The 17,245-nt window shown below is 68.3% G+C and carries 12 protein-coding genes; 6 read left to right on the top strand and 6 right to left on the bottom strand.

Annotated features, from left to right (window positions below; translation table 11 throughout):
- The first annotated feature begins 349 nt into the window (after positions 1 to 349).
- The 3 genes from GC106_RS02915 to GC106_RS02905 all read left to right on the top strand — a co-directional run bounded on the left by GC106_RS02915 (position 350) and on the right by GC106_RS02905 (position 8,133).
- The gene (locus GC106_RS02915; protein ID WP_173123998.1) at positions 350 to 2,845 is read left to right on the top strand and encodes a M14 family zinc carboxypeptidase; all 2,496 of its coding nucleotides are present in this window, start codon (positions 350 to 352) and stop codon (positions 2,843 to 2,845) included.
- Positions 2,846 to 3,001: 156 nt separating this feature from the next.
- Positions 3,002 to 6,853: a Pls/PosA family non-ribosomal peptide synthetase gene (locus GC106_RS02910; RefSeq protein ID WP_173123996.1), complete on the top strand. Its 3,852-nt coding sequence runs from the start codon at positions 3,002 to 3,004 to the stop codon at positions 6,851 to 6,853.
- Positions 6,850 to 8,133 (top strand): M1 family metallopeptidase, encoded by a 1,284-nt coding sequence (locus tag GC106_RS02905; protein WP_312872373.1) that lies wholly within the window; start codon positions 6,850 to 6,852, stop codon positions 8,131 to 8,133. The genes GC106_RS02910 and GC106_RS02905 overlap by 4 nt, the downstream gene beginning before the upstream one ends.
- Here GC106_RS02905 and GC106_RS02900 read toward each other — a convergent pair.
- From GC106_RS02900 to GC106_RS02885, 4 genes are read right to left on the bottom strand one after another with little or no spacing between them, the layout of a single operon-like run.
- The gene (locus GC106_RS02900) at positions 8,086 to 9,150 is read right to left on the bottom strand and encodes an NAD(P)H-dependent flavin oxidoreductase (protein WP_173123992.1); all 1,065 of its coding nucleotides are present in this window, start codon (positions 9,148 to 9,150) and stop codon (positions 8,086 to 8,088) included. The two genes, GC106_RS02905 and GC106_RS02900, sit on opposite strands and share 48 nt — an antisense overlap.
- Positions 9,147 to 9,860 carry a CoA-transferase subunit beta gene (locus GC106_RS02895; RefSeq protein ID WP_173123990.1) on the bottom strand — a complete coding sequence of 238 codons (714 nt, stop codon included), beginning with the start codon at positions 9,858 to 9,860 and terminating at the stop codon, positions 9,147 to 9,149. Before GC106_RS02895 ends, GC106_RS02900 begins: the two co-directional genes overlap by 4 nt.
- The gene (locus GC106_RS02890; protein WP_173123988.1) at positions 9,851 to 10,672 is read right to left on the bottom strand and encodes a CoA transferase subunit A; all 822 of its coding nucleotides are present in this window, start codon (positions 10,670 to 10,672) and stop codon (positions 9,851 to 9,853) included. Before GC106_RS02890 ends, GC106_RS02895 begins: the two co-directional genes overlap by 10 nt.
- The gene (locus GC106_RS02885) at positions 10,665 to 11,417 is read right to left on the bottom strand and encodes an enoyl-CoA hydratase family protein (RefSeq protein ID WP_173123986.1); all 753 of its coding nucleotides are present in this window, start codon (positions 11,415 to 11,417) and stop codon (positions 10,665 to 10,667) included. Before GC106_RS02885 ends, GC106_RS02890 begins: the two co-directional genes overlap by 8 nt.
- Before the next feature lie 71 nt (positions 11,418 to 11,488).
- On the opposite strand from GC106_RS02885, the gene GC106_RS02880 reads away from it, so the two are divergent.
- Entirely contained in the window at positions 11,489 to 12,229 is a 741-nt protein-coding gene (locus GC106_RS02880) for an SDR family oxidoreductase (RefSeq protein WP_173123984.1), read from the top strand.
- A complete protein-coding gene (locus GC106_RS02875; protein WP_173123982.1) occupies positions 12,226 to 13,146 on the top strand; it encodes an SDR family oxidoreductase in 921 nt (306 codons plus the stop codon). Before GC106_RS02880 ends, GC106_RS02875 begins: the two co-directional genes overlap by 4 nt.
- A gap of 15 nt (positions 13,147 to 13,161) precedes the next feature.
- Here the strand turns inward: GC106_RS02875 and GC106_RS02870 are convergent, their stop codons facing one another.
- Positions 13,162 to 14,163 carry a hypothetical protein gene (locus GC106_RS02870; RefSeq protein WP_173123980.1) on the bottom strand — a complete coding sequence of 334 codons (1,002 nt, stop codon included), beginning with the start codon at positions 14,161 to 14,163 and terminating at the stop codon, positions 13,162 to 13,164.
- An 86-nt stretch (positions 14,164 to 14,249) separates the two neighbouring features.
- Complete coding sequence (locus tag GC106_RS02865; RefSeq protein WP_173123978.1) at positions 14,250 to 15,368, bottom strand: steroid 3-ketoacyl-CoA thiolase; 1,119 nt, start codon at positions 15,366 to 15,368, stop codon at positions 14,250 to 14,252.
- Positions 15,369 to 15,532: 164 nt separating this feature from the next.
- Between GC106_RS02865 and GC106_RS02860 the strand changes: the two genes are divergently transcribed.
- Complete coding sequence (locus GC106_RS02860) at positions 15,533 to 16,756, top strand: cytochrome P450 (protein WP_312872372.1); 1,224 nt, start codon at positions 15,533 to 15,535, stop codon at positions 16,754 to 16,756.
- The last annotated feature ends 489 nt before the right edge of the window (positions 16,757 to 17,245 follow it).

Here is a 17,245-nt window from a genome sequence, read left to right as displayed (position 1 = left end):
CGGTCTGGCTGTTTCGCCCTCAGCGTGTTACGGCAACGGCGTGGTCATCGTGCTCGGTGCGCCGCTCGGATCTGTTGCGGCCCAAGCGCTGTAACAAGCACAGTGACAACCGTTGTGCGGCAACCATGCACTGTGCGAGCCGTTGCCCACGCCTGCCCGGTTCTCCCGCGTGGACCGGGCAGGCGCGGAATCGCGAGGCGCCTGGACTCGCACTAGGACTTTAGCGCCGCATGCGCGGACCTACGTCCTGCCACCGAGGGTAGTGCCTACTTTTGGCCCCAACCGATCGCCCGGCCGTTGACTTAGGGTCAGTCGATCAAGTGGACCATGAATGTGGGGTGCGAACCTTATGGGGTCAAGACACAGATCCCCGTTGGCGTTACGGACGGGGATCGCACTGGGGGCGGCCGGGCTGGTGATCTTCGGCGTCACCGTTCCGTCCGCGACGGCGGCCGACAACATCCTGCGGGCAGACGCCTCGGTGACTCGCGCCTGTCACGAGTCCGTGCAGTCCCGGCGCGCGCAGGGAATCGACCAGCGTGAGGTCACGTCGACCGTCGACGGCTTGATCCAGGCGCGGCTCGCGCCCGGCGCCGGTGCTGAGGGCGACTGGGACCTGGCGGTGTTCGACAAGGGGACGGGCAAGGTCGTCGCGGCGTCGTCGGCGCTGCGCAGCCGTGAACTCGCCGAGAGCTTCGTCAAGAAGGGGCAGCAACTCGTCGTCCAGGCCTGCCGCTACTCGGGGCCGGGCCGCAACGTCGTGGTGGGCGTCGATTTCCTCGCGCTCACGCCGCAGGGCACGCCGTCCCCGACGGCGCAAGCGCCGCAACGCGCGGAGATCGTGCGTGTCGAAACGCCTGAGCGCACGGACAAGAGCAAGCTGCTCGCCCTCGGCCTCGACGTCACCGAGAAGGGCGACGACACCGGCATCGAGGTCGTCCTGGCGGACGACGCCGACCGCAAGACGTTGCGCGACAGCGGCCTGAAGTCCACCACGGTCAACCCGGACCTGTCGAAGACCTCCCGTGAGGACGCGGCGAAGGACCGGGAGTACACCGCCAGGACGCAGGCGTCGGGCCTGCCGTCCGGCCGCACCAGCTACCGCCACCTCTACGAGTACGAGTTCGAACTCAAGGAGTTGGCGCGCAGGAATCCCAAGCTGGTCAAGACGTTCACGCTGAGCAACCCGTCCGTCGAGGGCCGGGACGTGATCGGTGTGGAGATCGCCACGGACGTGGCGAACGTCGGCGACGGCAAGCCGGTCAACGTCACCATGGGGGTGCACCACGCGCGGGAGTGGCCCGCGTCGGAGCACGCGATCGAGTGGGCGTACGAGCTCGTCAACGGTTACCAGCGGGACCCGGCGATCAGGTCCCTGGTCGGCAAGACCCGCAACATCATCGTGCCGATCGTCAACGTGGACGGTTTCTCCATCTCGCGCGAGGCCGAGCCCAAGGGTGACTTCTCCCGGTTCGACTACGAGATGAAGCGCAAGAACTGCCAGGCTGCCGACTCACCGCCGCAGTTGCGCACCGGCGTGTGCAAGGCCAACCCGGCCGGCCGCGAGCGCGGCACGGACCCGAACCGCAACTACGCCACGTTCTGGGGCGGCCCGGGCGCCAGTCCGAACGGGAACGGCGACACGTTCCGTGGCGCCGCGCCGTTCTCCGAGCCGGAGACGCAGAACATCCGTGAGCTCGTGTCCACGCGTCAGGTCACCAACCTGGTCACGTTGCACACCTACGGCAACCTGATCCTGCGCCCGCCGGGCATCGCCTCCACCCGTCCGCCGCTGGACGAGCCGGTGCTCAAGGCGCTCGGCGACAAGATGGCGTCGCGCAACGGATACCGCAGCATCCCGAGCTGGGGCCTGTACGACACCACCGGCACGACCGAGGACTGGTCGTTCTGGTCCACCGGCGGCCTCGGTTACACCTTCGAGATCAACACCGCCGGTTTCCACCCGCCGTTCCAGGACGCTGTCGTGGCCGAGTACCTCGGCATGGCTCCGGCCGCGGGCGCGGGCAAGGGCGGCAACCGGGCGGCGTTCCTGGACATGCTCGGCAACGCCGCCGACCCGGCGGCGCACTCGACGCTGATCGGTTCGGCGCCGCGCGGCTACCAGCTCAAGCTGCACAAGACGTTCCAGACGCCGACCTCGCCGGTGCTGCAGCCGGACGGCTCGACCAAGCCGCCGATCTACGTGACCGACACGCTCGACTCGACGTACTCGTCGACCGGCGGTCAGTTCGCGTGGTCGGTCAACCCGTCGACCCGTCCGTACGTGGCCGGCCGCTACGGCCGTGAGCCGCAGGGCCCGCCGCAGGGGACGTTGCCGTTGGCGAACCCGCCGGGCGTGCCCGCGGAGAACACCAACTACCCGGGCAACCCGGTTTCGGAGAGCATGCCGTTCAGCATCAAGGGCCTGCCCGAGGTGGACAACGGCCGGTTCGACGTGGTCGTGCAGTGGGCGTCCACGGACACCGACTGGGACCTGTACGTCTACAACGCGGCCGGTGAGCTCGTCACCTCGTCGGCGGCCGGTGGCACGACCTCCGAGCGGGCGACCCTGTTCGACCCGCCGCCCGGCGACTACACCGCGGTGATGGTCAACTACGACCAGGTCGACCCGGCCAACCCGGATGACTGGGGCAACGGCCGGATCGAGTTCGCCTCCCCGATCCCGCCGACCTACGGCACCAAGGAGGCCTACACCCTGACCTGCACCAACCGGATCGGCAAGCTCGTCGGCATCGCCGACGTCTTCGTCGACCGCGGCCAGACGGTCAACGTCGGTGAGGTCTGCACCAACTCGGCGCGTGCCAACAAGGAACGCCGCCGCTGACCAGTGGTACACCGACAGGGGCAGGCCGCGCGGCCTGCCCCTTTTCCATGCGTGGAGTGCGCGACACGCGGCGAGACAGCCGCCACATCCGTACGTCTTCTGTTCACCTATTCGTTATGCTCTCCGGTCGGCCTACCTCTTGACGTGGGGAGATTGATGACCGTCCTGGACGACAGTCAGTTACTGCTTGCTTCCGGAACGGTTGAGAACCCCTCAATCTTCTACTCGGGTGGGGCGACGCCGCCGACGCGCACGCTCGTCGACATCCTCACCGCGACCGCCCGCCAGCACCCCAACGCCGCCGCGCTCGACGACGGCACTGTCGTCTTGACGTACCGCCAGCTCATGGCCGAGGTGGAGGCCCGGCGCGACATCCTCGCCGCTGCGGGCATCGGTGTGGGCGACCGCGTCGGCATCCGGGTCGAGTCCGGCACCGCCGAGCTGTACCTGTCGATCCTCGCGGTGCTCTCGGCCGGCGCAGCGTACGTCCCGGTCGACGCGGACGACCCCGACGAGCGTGCCGAGCTGGTGTGGACCGAGGCCAAGGTCTGCGCCGTCATCGGTTCGCAGGGCGAGCTCAGGCCGGTCAGCGCGCCCCTGCGGTACGGCACTGGTCCCGGTCCCGCCGACGACGCGTGGATCATCTTCACGTCCGGCTCCACCGGTACCCCGAAGGGTGTCGCCGTCAGCCACCGCAGTGCCGCCGCGTTCGTCGACGCCGAAGCACGGTTGTTCCTGGCAGACGAGCCGATCGGACCGAACGACCGTGTCCTTGCGGGACTGTCCGTCGCGTTCGACGCGTCGTGCGAGGAGATGTGGCTGGCATGGCGGCACGGCGCGTGCCTCGTGCCCGCTCCTCGCGCGCTTGTCCGTACCGGCATGGACCTGGGCCCGTGGCTGTTGGAGCGTGAGATCACCGTCGTGTCGACGGTCCCGACGCTCGCCGCGTTGTGGCCCGTCGAGGCGCTTGACGAGGTCAGGTTGCTGATTTTCGGTGGCGAGGCGTGCCCGCCTGAGCTGGCCGAGCGTTTGGCGGTCGAAGGCCGCGAGGTGTGGAACACGTACGGCCCGACGGAGGCCACGGTCGTCGCCTGCGCCGCTCAGCTGACGGGCGAAGGCCCGGTCCGGATCGGCCTGCCGCTGGACGGCTGGGACCTCGCCGTGGTCGACCAGCAGGGGCGGCCGGTGCCGATGGGCGAGGTCGGCGAGCTGGTGATCGGCGGCGTCGGCCTGGCCCGGTACCTGGACCACGAGAAGGACGCCGCGAAGTTCGCGCCGCTGGAGCCGCTCGGCTGGGAGCGTGCGTACCGCAGCGGTGACCTGGTCAAGGCGGAGCCCGAGGGCCTGCTGTTCGTCGGCCGCGCCGACGAGCAGGTCAAGCTGGGCGGCCGCCGGATCGAGCTGGGCGAGGTCGACGCCGCCCTGCAGGCGCTGCCCGGTGTGGCCGGTGCCGCCGCGGCCGTGCGCAAGACCAAAGCCGGCAACCAGGTGCTCGTGGGTTATGTCGTCGCCGAGAACTTCGACGAGGCCGACGCGGTGGAGCGGCTGCGTACCGCGCTGCCCGCGGCTCTGGTCCCGTTGCTGGCTGTTGTGGACACGCTGCCGACGCGCACGTCAGGCAAGGTCGACCGCAACGCCCTGCCCTGGCCGTTGAAGGCCGGCGTCACCGGGTTGTCCGGCACGGCGGGCTGGCTGGCCGAGCAGTGGACCGAGGTCCTCGGCATCGGCGTGGACAACGAGGACGAGGACTTCTTCGCCCGCGGTGGCGGCAGCCTGGGCGCCGCGCAGCTCGTTTCCCTGGTCCGGCGCCAGTATCCGGGACTGTCGGTCAGCGACGTCTACCAGAACTCCAAGCTCGGCCAGATGGCCAGGAGGCTGGACGAGCTGGGCGTCGCCGAGACCACGAGCCGTACCGTCGAGCCCACTCCGCGCGGGTTCGCGCTGGCGCAGACCGTGTTGACGGCTCCGTTGCTCACGATCGTCGGCGTGCGCTGGATGGTCGCCCTCGCGGCGATCAACAACGTCATGGCGATGCTCGGCTTCACCTGGCCGCCAACGGTTTCCTGGTGGTGGGTGGCGCTCGGCTGGCTGGCGTTCGTCAGCCCGCTCGGCCGCCTCGGCATCGCGGCCGGCAGCGCCCGTCTGCTGCTGCGCGGTGTGAAGCCCGGCAGGCACAAGCGTGGCGGGGGCGTCCACCTGCGACTGTGGACGGCCGAGCGGATCGCCGGTCTGACCGGTGTCTCGAACCTGTCCGGCGCGCCGTGGATCACGTACTACGCGCGCGCCCTCGGCGCCAAGATCGGCCGCGGCGCCGACCTGCACTCGCTGCCGCCGATCACCGGCATGCTCAAGCTCGGCAAGGCCAGCGCGGTCGAGCCCGAGGTCGACCTGAGCGGTTACTGGATGGACGGCGACCGCCTGCACATCGGCAAGATCCGGATCGGAGCCGGTGCCACGATCGGCGCGCGCAGCACGCTGTTCCCGGGTGCCCGTGTCGGCAAGCGTGCCGAGATCGCGCCGGGTTCCGCCGTGATGGGCGCGGTGCGACCTGGACAGCGGTGGGCAGGTGCGCCCGCGGTGAAATCGGGCAAGCCAGGACGGTCCTGGCCGTCGGCTCGTGCGCCTCGCAAGCTGAGGTGGGTCCTGGCCTACGGTGTCACCTCGCTGGTGATGGGCATGTTCCCGGTGCTCGGTGCGGTGCCCGGGCTGCTGGTACTCGCGGCGTTCCTCGACGGCGGCTTGTCAGGGGTGCTGCTGGCCGTGCCGCTCGCGACAGTCGCGGCCATGGGCAGCTTCGCCGCGTTGATCCTGGTGTCGGTGCGGCTGCTCAGCATTGGCCTGTGCGCCGGGCATCACCCTGTGCACAGTCGGATCGGCTGGCAGGCGTGGGCCACCGAACGGCTGATGGACCTGTCCCGGATCTTGCTGTTCCCGATGTACGCCAGCCTGTTCACGCCGGTGTGGCTACGTCTGCTCGGCGCCAAGGTCGGCCGTCGCGTCGAGGCGTCGACCGTGCTGGCGATCCCGAAGATGACGACCATCCGCGACGGTGCCTTCCTCGCCGACGACACGATGGTCGCCACGTACGAGCTGGCGGGCGGTTGGGTGCGGATCGGCGAAGCACGGGTCGGCAAGCGGGCGTTCCTCGGTAACTCCGGAATGACCGCGCCCGGCCGTGCGGTGCCGAACGGCGGCCTGGTCGGCGTGCTGTCCGCGACACCCAAACGGGCGAAGGCCGGGTCGTCCTGGCTCGGGATGCCGCCGATGAAGCTGCGGCGGACCGCGGCCGAAGGGGACACCAGCCGCACGTTCGAACCCGCTCGTCGCTTGGTGATCGCGCGGGCCCTGGTCGAGATGTGCCGCGTCGTCCCGGTGATGGCCGGGGTCGCGTTGGCCGTGCTCGTGCTGGCCGCGTTCGAAGGGCTCGTCAGCCAGTTCGGCTGGGCCGTGGCCACGCTGCTGTCCGGTGGTGTTCTGCTGGGCGCCGGTCTGGTCGCGTGTGCCGTGACGACGGCTGCGAAGTGGTTGCTGGTCGGGCGGTTCCGTGCGGTCGAGCATCCGCTGTGGAGCTCGTTCGTGTGGCGCAACGAGCTGGCGGACACGTTCGTCGAGGTGCTCGCCGGGCCGTGGCTGATCAGTTCGGCCACCGGCACCCCGCTGCTGACCGGCTGGCTGCGCACGATGGGCGCGAAGATCGGCCGTGGCGTCTACCTCGACACGTACTGGCTGCCCGAGGCGGACCTGGTGGCGCTGGGCGACGGCGTCAGCGTCAACCGTGGCTGCGTGCTGCAGACGCACCTGTTCCACGACCGGATCATGAGCATGTCCGAGGTGTTCATGGACGACGGCTCGACGCTGGGCCCGCACGGCATCATCCTGCCCGGCGCGAAGGTCGGCGCCCGCACCACGATCGGCCCGGCGTCGCTGGTCATGCGCGGCGAAGGTGTCCCGGCCGACACCAGGTGGCTTGGCAATCCGATCTCCGCGTGGCCTACTGTCAGGTCGTGATCGACCCGTACCTGCCCGGCCACGGCGACCCGAGCTACCACGTTGAGCACTACGACCTCGAGCTGGACTACCGGGTCGCCGCGGGCAGACTGTCGGGCCGGGCGAAGATCACCGCGGTGGCGCGGACCGCGCTGACACGGTTCGCGCTCGACCTGGGCACGTTCAAGGTCAACCGGGTTCTGGTGGACGGCAAGCAGGTGCGGTTCACGCATCGCGCGCACAAGCTGACCGTGCAGGCGAAGGTCGCCGCCAGGCGGCAGTTCACCGTCGAGGTCCGTTATGTGGGCAATCCGTCGCCGATCAACACCAGGCACTGGGGCGAGCTCGGCTGGGACCACCTGGAGGACGGTGTGCTCGTGGCCAGCCAGCCGATCGGTGCGCCGTCGTGGTTTCCGTGCAACGACCATCCCAGTGACAAGGCGACATACCGGATCTCGGTGACGGCCCCGTCGGCGTACCGCGTGGTCGCCAACGGTGACTTGATCGACGGCCGGGTCTCGGCTTCCACCACCACGTGGGTGTATCACCAGCGTGAACCGATGGCCACCTATCTCGCATCTGTCCAAATAGGACGGTACGAGTACCTGGAGCGGGCCGATGACCGGGTTCCGTTGCGGGCCGCTTTTCCCTTGCGCCTGATGGACGGCTACGCGCACGACTTCGGGCGACAGGCGGACATGATGGTCGCGTTCGAGCGGATGTTCGGGCCGTACCCGTTCACCGCGTACACCGTCGTCGTCACCGACGACGACCTGGACATTCCCATCGAGGCCCAGGGCATGTCGATCTTCGGGGCCAACCACATCGACGGCCGCCGTGGCTACGAGCGCTTGGTGGCCCACGAGATGGCCCATCAATGGTTCGGCAACAGTGTGTCCATTGCCGACTGGCGCCAGATCTGGCTGAACGAAGGATTCGCCGCCTACTCGGAATGGTTGTGGTCCCAGGCGTCCGGCGGCCAGTCCGCCGATGCGCTGGCCAGGGCGGCATGGGCGAGGCTCGCGAAACTCCCGCAGGACTTGGTGCTCGCCGACCCCGGTGTCGAGCGGATGTTCGACGACCTGCTCTACAAGCGTGGAGCGCTTGCCGTGCACGCCTTGCGGTTGCGGCTCGGCGACGCGGCATTCTTCGCGATGGTGCGGGAATGGACCGCGGAGAACCGGCACGGCTCGGTGACCACCGAGGACTTCAAGAAACACGCGCAACGCCACTCGGCGCGACCGCTGGACGACCTATTCACTGCTTGGCTGCACCAGACAAGACTTCCCGAGCTCGGTTAGGATTCCCTCGGCCTCGGCCATGATCCGGGTGATCAGTTCGGCACACGTGGGCAGGTCGTCGAGTCTGCCGACGACTTGTCCCGCGGCCAGCACACCCGCGTCCGTCCGGCCTTGGACCAGGCCCGCCCGCAGCAGCATCGGCGTGTTCGCCGCCATGACCACCTGGGCCAGTGACAGGTCACGGCGCATCGACCAGCCTTCGCGGGCCATGGACCGCCAGGACAAGCCGCTGAGCGCCCTGAACTTCGCCGCGTTGGCCACGGCGTGCAGCAGGCTTCGCACCCGCCCGGACTTCTCCAGCTTCTCGACGAGTTCCGTTCTGAGGACACGATGCGGGACGCCGTCCACGCGCTTCGTCACGACAGTCCCATCGAAGCCCTTGCTGAGATACAGCTGCTTGACCTCGTCGGGGACCGTGCTTTCCTTGGTCAGCAGGAATCTGGTCCCCATGGCGATTCCCGCGGCGCCGTACGACAAAGCCGCCGCGAGACCGCGGCCGTCGAAGAAGCCGCCCGCCGCGATGACGGGAATGTCCACAGCGTCCACAACGGACGGGATGAGCAACGTCGAGGCGACCGAGCCGGTGTGACCGCCTGCTTCGCCGCCTTGGGCGATCACGGCGTCCGCGCCCCAGGACGCGACTTTCTCGGCGTGCCGCACGGCGCCGACCGACGGAATCACCAGTGTCCCGGCGTCCTTCAACTTCCTGATCAGATCGGGTTTCGGCGCCAGGGCGAAGGACGCGACCCGGATCTTCTCCTTGATCAGCAGGTCGATCCGCCGTGGCGCGTCCACCGCGTCGGACCGGAGGTTGACGCCGAACGGCTTGTCCGTGCGGCTTTTGGTCTCCTTGATGGCGTGGCCGAGTTCTTCGTACGTCATCGTGGCCGACGCCAGAATGCCGAGGCCGCCCGCCTCCGCGCTCGCCGCGACCAGTCTCGGCCCGGCCACCCAGCCCATTCCGGTCTGGACCACCGGGTGCTGGACGCCGGCCAGGCGGGTGAGGGCGGTTCTCACCCGCGCACCTCGCGATCACGGTTGCCGTCCGGGTCGAGCACCGTCCGGATCAGATCAAGCTCTTGCTCGGTCGGCTCGCGGGTGATCGCCGGCTCCCCGTCCCGCGGCAGGTCGAATCCCGTCTGGTCGTACACCTCCTGGACGTCGACGCCCGGGTGGACGGACACGAGTCGCATCCGGCGATCCGGCGTGCCGAAGTCGAACACCGCCAGGTTGGTGACCACCCGGTGGATGTGGTGGAACGGTCCGGCGGGTTTGTCGTAGCCGACGCCCGAGACGACGTCGACCGCGTCCACCAGGACTCGCTTGCTGTGCCGGGGGATCCAGTAACTGGTCTTGTTGTTGACGGTGTTGCCCGGCGCACCCCGGAAGCCAAGCAACTGCCTGGTCGGCTTGCGGTGGTCGCCGATCGCCGAGATGTTCTGGTTGCCGAACCTGTCGAGCTGGTTCGCGCCCATCACCACGTGCCGGGTGCCGTGCGCCACCACGTCGAAGACCTTGCGGTAGGGCATCCAGCCTTCGAGCCGGCCGTCGGCGGTCAGCAGGTACGCTTCGCCGTCGGAGAGCACCAGATCCGGCTCGGACGTCAGCCTGGCCAGTTTCGCGCCGAGACCCGGGATGAACCCCATGGGGCTGGCCAGGATCTCGCCGTCGCCCGCGAAGAGGTCCGCGCAGGCCGCGACGCACACTTCCGCTCGGGTCACCGCCATGCCCGCACCGCCTCCTGGTAGCCAGGCTCACCGCCGGTGAGGAACCGGTCGGCGAAGGAATCCCAGTTCGCCTCGGCGTAAAGCCTCTGGAACCGTTCGTCACGCGGATAGTCCGGCGCGCAACTGGTGAAGTGAGCGCCGTTCGGCGTCTCCACCACGCCGTCGACCATCATCCTGTTCAGCAGCAAGGTCTGCACGGGGCCTTCGAAAGTGTCCACGATCTTCTCGCAGGAGACGTACCTTCGCTTCGCCGCCAGGCAGAACAGGTCGTCGAAGTACGGGTCCGGGCCGAGGTACTGGGCGTTGCCGTGCTTGTCCGCCCGGTTCATGTGCACCAGCGCCACATCGAGGTGCAGTGCCGGCATGGCTACGAGTTCTTCACCGTCATAGGGCGATCGAACCGTGCGCAACTCCGGGTTCGTCCGCATCACGTCCGAGCCCAGTCCGGCGCGGATCGGCAGGAAGGGGAGGCGGTGACCGGCGGCCAGCAGTCCACACTGGAACATTCCCTCGTCGAGCTCGGTGACGTCCAGATCGCCTTGTTGCCGTACTTTCTGGAAGTACGGGTCGTACGCGACCGTGTCGAGGGAGACAAAACCGAAGACCAGCTTGCGGATTTTGCCCGCCGCGGCGAGCAGGCCGACGTCCGGGCCACCGTAGGAGACGATCGTCAGGTTCCTCACCGGGGAGTCCAGGATCGCCCGGACGAGCGCCATCGGTTTGCGCCGCGATCCCCAGCCTCCGATCCCGATGGTCATCCCGTCGGACAGTTCCGCCACCACGTCGGCGGGCGTCATCCGCTTGTCACGCATCTTTCGCTCCGGTGATGAAGGCGTCGCGTGCCTCGTCCGAGGCGCCGGTCAGGTTCAGCTCGAACGTGAAACCCTGCTCGTAGCGGTAACTGCGGTGCACGGGCTGCGGGTCGATGCCGTTGATCGCCTCCTTGGCGCGTCTGATCACCCGGGTGTCCTTGGCCGCGATCTCGTCGGCCAGCTTGCGTGCGGCCTCGTCGAGTTCTTCGCGTGGCACGACTTCGTAGACCGAACCGTGGTGGTGCAGCTGCTGGGCGTCGATGTTCCTGGCCGTGTAGTAGAGGGTTCGCATCAGGTGCTGGGGGACAAGGCGGGCGAGGTGTGTCGCCGCGCCGAGCGCTCCTCTGTCCACTTCAGGCAGTCCGAAGTAGGCGTCATCGGACGCGATCACGATGTCACTGTTGCCGACGAGCCCCACTCCGCCGCCGAGGCAGAAGCCTTGCACCGCGGCGATCACGGGCACCGCGCAGTCGTAGACCGCCGCGAACGCCGCCGCGCAGCCACGGTTGGCGCCGATCAGCGCTTCGTGTCCCTGCTCGCGTTGCATCTCCTTGATGTCCACGCCTGCGCAGAAGCCCTTGCCTTCGGCGCGAAGGATGACCACGTGGGTCCCGGGATCGTCACCCGCGGCCAGGATCGCCGAGGCGAGGTCGAACCAGCCTCGCACCGGCGGCGCGTTCACCGGTGGGAAGTCGATGGTGACCTGGGTGACGCCGGGACCCGCCCGGCTGCTGGTGATCCCCATGGACCTTCTTCCTAACCTAGCGATTGCTTGGTAACTTATCAGGGCCTGGTGCCCATGAGAAGGAGTCAGGAGTGGAACTCGCGCTCGACGGCTCGGTCGTCCTGGTGACCGGAGGCGTGCGCGGGGTCGGACTCGGCATCACGCGGGCGTTCCAGTCCGCGGGCGCGACCGTGGTCATCTGCGGCCGCACCGAGCCGGAGTCCTTCGTCGCGGACTTCATCCCGTGTGACATCCGGGATGTCTCGCAGGTCGACGCCATGGTCACCACGATCGTCGAGCGCTACGGGCAGTTGGACGTACTGGTGAACAACGCGGGCGGTGCGCCGGTCGCGGACACGTCTTCGGCGTCCCCGCGTTTCCACGAAGCCGTCATCCGGCTGAACCTGGTGGCTCCGCTGGTGGTGTCGCAGCGCGTGAACGCCGTGATGCAGAATCAGGACAGCGGCGGATCGATCGTGATGATCAGCAGTATCAACGGTTCCCGGCCCGCGCCGCAGTCCGTCGCCTACGGCGCCGCGAAGGCCGGGGTGAACAACCTGGCGGCGAGCCTCGCCGCGGAGTGGGCGCCCAAGGTCCGCGTGAACTCCCTCGGCGTGGGGATGGTCCGTACCGACATCACCACCGAGGCCTTCGCGGACGTTCTCGACTCGTCTGCCGCGGCTGTCCCGTTGGGACGGTTGGCGGAACCGTCCGAGGTCGGTGCGTGCGCGGTGTTCCTGGCTTCACCGCTGGCTTCCTATGTCACCGGCGCCACGCTGCTTGTGCACGGCGGGGGTGAACTGCCCGTCTACTTCACCAAGGAGACGCCTTGAGCAAGCTTTGTTCCGGCCGCGTTGTCATCGTCACCGGCGCGGCGCGTGGGATCGGCCGTGCGCACGCGTTGGCGTTCGCCGCGGAGGGCGCTTCCGTTGTCGTGAACGACTACGGCGTCGGCCTGGACGGCACGGGGTCGTCCGCCGGCCCCGCCGCCGGCGTGGTCGCCGAAATCGAGGCTCTCGGTGGTTCGGCGGTCGCCAACTCCGACGACGTGGCGTCGTGGGACGGCGCCGCCCGCCTTGTCCAGACCGCCGTCGACACGTTCGGCCGGCTGGACGTTCTGGTCAACAACGCGGGATTCCTGCGTGACCGGATGCTCGTGAACATGGCCGAGGAGGAGTGGGACGCGGTCGTCCGCGTGCACCTCAAGGGTCACTTCGCCCCGCTGCGGCACGCCGCCGCGTACTGGCGCTCGGTCGCCAAGTCGGGTCCGTCGCCGGACGCCCGCGTGATCAACACCAGCTCCGGCGCGGGATTGCTGGGCAGCGTCGGTCAAGGCAACTACAGCGCCGCCAAGGCAGGCATCGCTTCGTTGACCTTGGTCGCGGCTGCCGAACTGGCGCGCTACGGCGTCACCGTCAACGCCATCGCCCCGGCCGCCCGCACCCGGATGACCGAGCGCGCGTTCGCTTCGGCAATGGCCGCGCCTGCCGATGGCTTCGACGCGATGGCCCCGGAGAACGTCTCCCCGTTGGTGGTCTGGCTCGGCAGCGTGGAGTCCCGTGACGTCACCGGCCGCGTGTTCGAAGTAGACGGTGGCCGAATCTGTCTCGCCTCAGGCTGGCAACCCGGCCCCACCGCCACCAAGCCCGCCCGCTGGTCCCCCTCGGAACTCACCCCCGTGGTCAAGGACCTCCTAGCCCAAGCCCCCGCACCCCTCCCCGTCTACGGCACCCCCTCCTCCCCCTCGTGAGTGGTTATCCGTGTTCTAACCCGCATAACCACTCACGAGCTTTGAGCAGCGGGAACATGGGTTTCCGCCGGTCCAGCCCGCCCTTCGGAGCACCGCCAGCACCTCGGACGCCACACCACAGGGGTCCTTGTGGACCTCGTGCCAGCCGTAGACAAGCCGGGAGCGTCCCGCGAGTTCGGCGGCGTTGTCGCGGCGCCGGTCCCGGAAGACCACACCAGGGGTCGAGTGGTGCGCCCGGCCGTCCAGTCGGACGGTCAGCGGAACGCCGATGCTGTCGTACGTGGCGTCTTCCCAGAGCACGCGGTCGTCGACCGTGAACGGCACCTGGCGGTCGGCCGGTGGTATTCCGTGCGCCAGCTCGACTTCACGCAGATACTCGGCTTCGAGGACCGACATCAGGCCACCGGCGATGAGCTGGACCGCTTCGTCCAACGCCTTCCGGTAGCGGTAGGCCCTGCGCCGTTCCAGCACCGTGCGCAGTTCCGTCGCGGTGACGCCGCTCCGGCCGACCAGATCGATCATCGTGTCGACCGCACTTCCAGAGTCCGGCTGTGCGGTCGCCAGGTCGATGACGGTGTCAACTCGACTGGTTCGTGGCGGGATGTACTCCCGGACGGTGTAGCGCAGCGCCCGGGATCGGTGCACCACGACCAGAGGCGGTTGTGACGTCGCGGAGCACCTGTAGGGCACGGTGATCTCGACTGGGTTTTCCCGGATCGGCACCATGCCCCACTCCTCGGCGGCCGTGCGGTGGCTCAGCACCGCCTCCGGGCCGCCGTACAGGAGAGCGGCGGAAAGCCTGGCGGCACGAGGAAGTTCACCAGTGAAGGTGGCATAGACGCCTCGTAGGACGCGACGCCAGCGGCGCGCGGCGACGTTCGCCGCGACTGCTTCGTTGCTGAGGCCGAGGTGGTTCCGTAGCTGGTCGATGGACAGGACCCCGTGCTGCTCACGGATCAGCAGGTCCCATGTGGACTTGTGGTGGTCCGGTACCGACCACCGAGCGTTGCTGGGCATGCGAACACCGTGACACACCCCACCGACAATCCCACCCTCGTGAGCGTTTATCCGTGTTCTAACCCTGATAAACACTCACGAGGGGTTTAGAGGCGTTCGATGATGGTGGCCGTGGCCAAGGCGCCGCCCGCGCACATCGTGATGAGCGCGCACGTTTCGTCGCGGCGTTCGAGTGCGTGCAGTGCTGTGGTGATCAGGCGTGCGCCTGTGCTGCCGACGGGGTGGCCTAGGGCGATGGCGCCGCCGTTGACGTTCACGCGGTCCGTGTCGGGGTTGTGCACGCTGGTCCACGACATCACGACCGATGCGAAGGCCTCGTTGACTTCGAACAGGTCGAGGTCGCCGATCTTCATGCCGCTGCGTTCGAGTACGCGAGACGTTGCCTGCACGGGACCGTCGAGGTGGTAGTACGGCTCGGCGCCGATCAGGGTCTGCGCGAGGATACGGGCGCGTGGGCGAAGGCCGAGAGCGCGGGCACGGTCCTCGTCCATCAGCAGCACGGCTGCGGCGCCGTCGGAAATCTGGGAGGACGTGCCTGCCGTGTGCACGCCGCCTTCCATCACAGGCTTGAGCTTGGCGAGGCCGTCAAGTGTCGTGTCGCGCAGCCCCTGGTCCTGGGTGACGCCGTCGACCGGAACGACTTCGGCGTTGAAATGCCCGGAGTCCCAGGCGATGCGGGCTTTCGCCTGCGACCAGACACCGAACTGGTCGACGTCCTTGCGGCCGAAGCCGCGGCGCACCGCGATCCGTTCGGCGGCCTCGTACTGGTTGGGCAGGTCGATGTCCCAGTCGTCGGGGCGTGGTTTGCCGACGTCCGTGCCGAGGTTCGACCGCAGCGGCACGCGGCTCATCGCCTCGACACCGCACGCGATCCCGACGTCGATGGTGCCCGTCGCGATCAGTCCCGCGATCAGATGAACCGACTGCTGTGCCGACCCGCACTGGCAGTCGACGGTCATGCAGCCTGTCGTGTGCGGCAGACCCGCGTGCAACCAACCCGTGCGGGTGATGTTGTTCGCCTGCTCACCCGCCTGGGTGACGCAGCCGCCGGCGACTTGTTCCACCGACACCGGATCGATCCCGGCCCGGTCGACCACGGCGCGCTGTGCCGCGCCGAGCAGCTCGGCCGCATGCAGGTCTGCCAGCCAACCTCCGCGTTTCCCGATCGGGGTCCGTACCGCTTCGACGATCACCGCATGCCCCACGCCGAGCACCTCCCGTGCCTGTCCGTGATCGAAAAATAGAACACGTTCCCGTCATCAGCAAGACTGATGGCGAACCAGGTCTTTCGTTGAGTTAACGGTGTATGCTTCAATCGCTCGTAGAACGTGTTCCACACCGTTGTGGGGGGCGACCCGAGGAGGCAATCGTGGCCGAACCCAGGATCCCCGAAGGCTTCGACTTCACCGATCCCGACGTTTACGCCACGCGGTTACCACACGAGGAGTTCGCCGAACTGCGCCGATCCGCCCCGGTCTGGTGGAACGCGACGCCGAAGCGGGACTGCGGATTCGACGACGACGGCTACTGGGTGGTCACCCGGCACTGTGACGTCAAAGAGGTGTCCCGGAACTCGGATGTGTACTCCACCTGGGAGAACACCGCGATCATCCGGTTCGGGCCCGACATCACCCGCGAGAAGATCGAGATGCAGCGGATGATCATGCTCAACATGGATCCGCCGCAGCACACCAAGACCCGCGCGATCGTCCAGCGCGGCTTCACCCCGCGCGCGATCAACAGCCTGCGCGACGCGCTGGCCAACCGCGCGGAACGGATCGTGAAAACCGCGCTCACCGAGGGAACCGGCGACTTCGTCGTCGACGTCGCGTGCGAGCTTCCGCTGCAGGCGATCGCCGAACTGCTCGGCGTGCCGCAGGACGACCGGCACCGGCTCTTCGACTGGTCGAACCGGATGATCTCGTACGACGATCCTGAGGCCTCCCAACCGGAAATGGCCTCGGCCGAACTGCTCGGCTACGCGTGGAACATGGCGGAGGAACGCAAACGCTGTCCGGCGCACGACATCGTGACGACGTTGGTGAACGCCAACATCGACGGCGAGGACCTGACGTCCGAGGAGTTCGGCTTCTTCGTCCTGCTGCTGGCGGTGGCGGGCAACGAGACCACGCGCAACGCCATCACGCACGGCATGCACGCGTTCCTGGAGCACCCGGAGCAGTGGGAGCGATTCAAGGCCGAGCGCCCGGCGACCGCGGCGGACGAGATCGTCCGGTGGTCGACGCCGGTGATGGTGTTCCAGCGAACCGCCAAAGTGGACACGGAGCTCGGCGGTGCGGAGATCAAGGCGGGCCAACGAGTGGGCCTCTACTACAGCTCCGCGAACTTCGACCCGGACGTCTTCGTCAACCCGCACAGCTTCGACATCGGCCGGGACCCCAACCCGCACCTGGGCTTCGGCGGAACAGGTGCGCACTACTGCATCGGCGCGAACCTCGCGCGCCTGGAGATCGACCTGATCTTCAACGCGATCGCCGACCACATGCCGAACATCGCCAAGGCGGCGGACCCGGTGCGCCTGAGGTCCGGCTGGCTCAACGGCATCAAGGAATTCCCGGTGACCTACGCGTGACCGGTCGCCTGGTGGTCGTCCATCGCCTGAGCAGCCAGTGACGCGCCGACGTCACCGCGTCCTCGCGTTGCCCTGGAACCGCTCTCACCGAAAGCCGCTCCTCTCCCCGCCCGCAAGGGGGACCCCTGATTTCAGGCTATGACAGGAGGATGGCGGAGAGGAAGGGTGGCGGTGCGGTGGCTGTGGACAACTGCCGCATGTGGACAACTCAGGGCCGGTGGATCTTCGGCGCGAAGAACTGTCGGACTCCGCCGGTAGGCTGGAATCGGGGCCGGAGGCCGCCAGGGTTGGGTCAGAGGCCGCCGCCGGATTCAGGCCGGAGGCGGCCGTGGGATTCAGGCGGCCGCGGGGATCAGGCCGGAGGCAGTTGCGGGAGTCAAGCCGGAGGCCGCCGCCGGAATCAGGTGAGGGGTGGCCGCGGGGGCCAGGCGGCCGCAGGGGTCAGGTTGGAGGTGGCCGTGGGAATCGGGCTGCCGTGGGAGTCGGGCC

The sequence above is a fragment of the Kibdelosporangium persicum genome (assembly GCF_013280595.1).
GTDB classification, from domain to species: Bacteria; Actinomycetota; Actinomycetes; order Mycobacteriales; family Pseudonocardiaceae; genus Kibdelosporangium; species Kibdelosporangium persicum.
The sequence above is the reverse complement of the archived record's forward strand: the minus strand, read 5'-3'. Positions and strand labels throughout refer to the sequence as shown.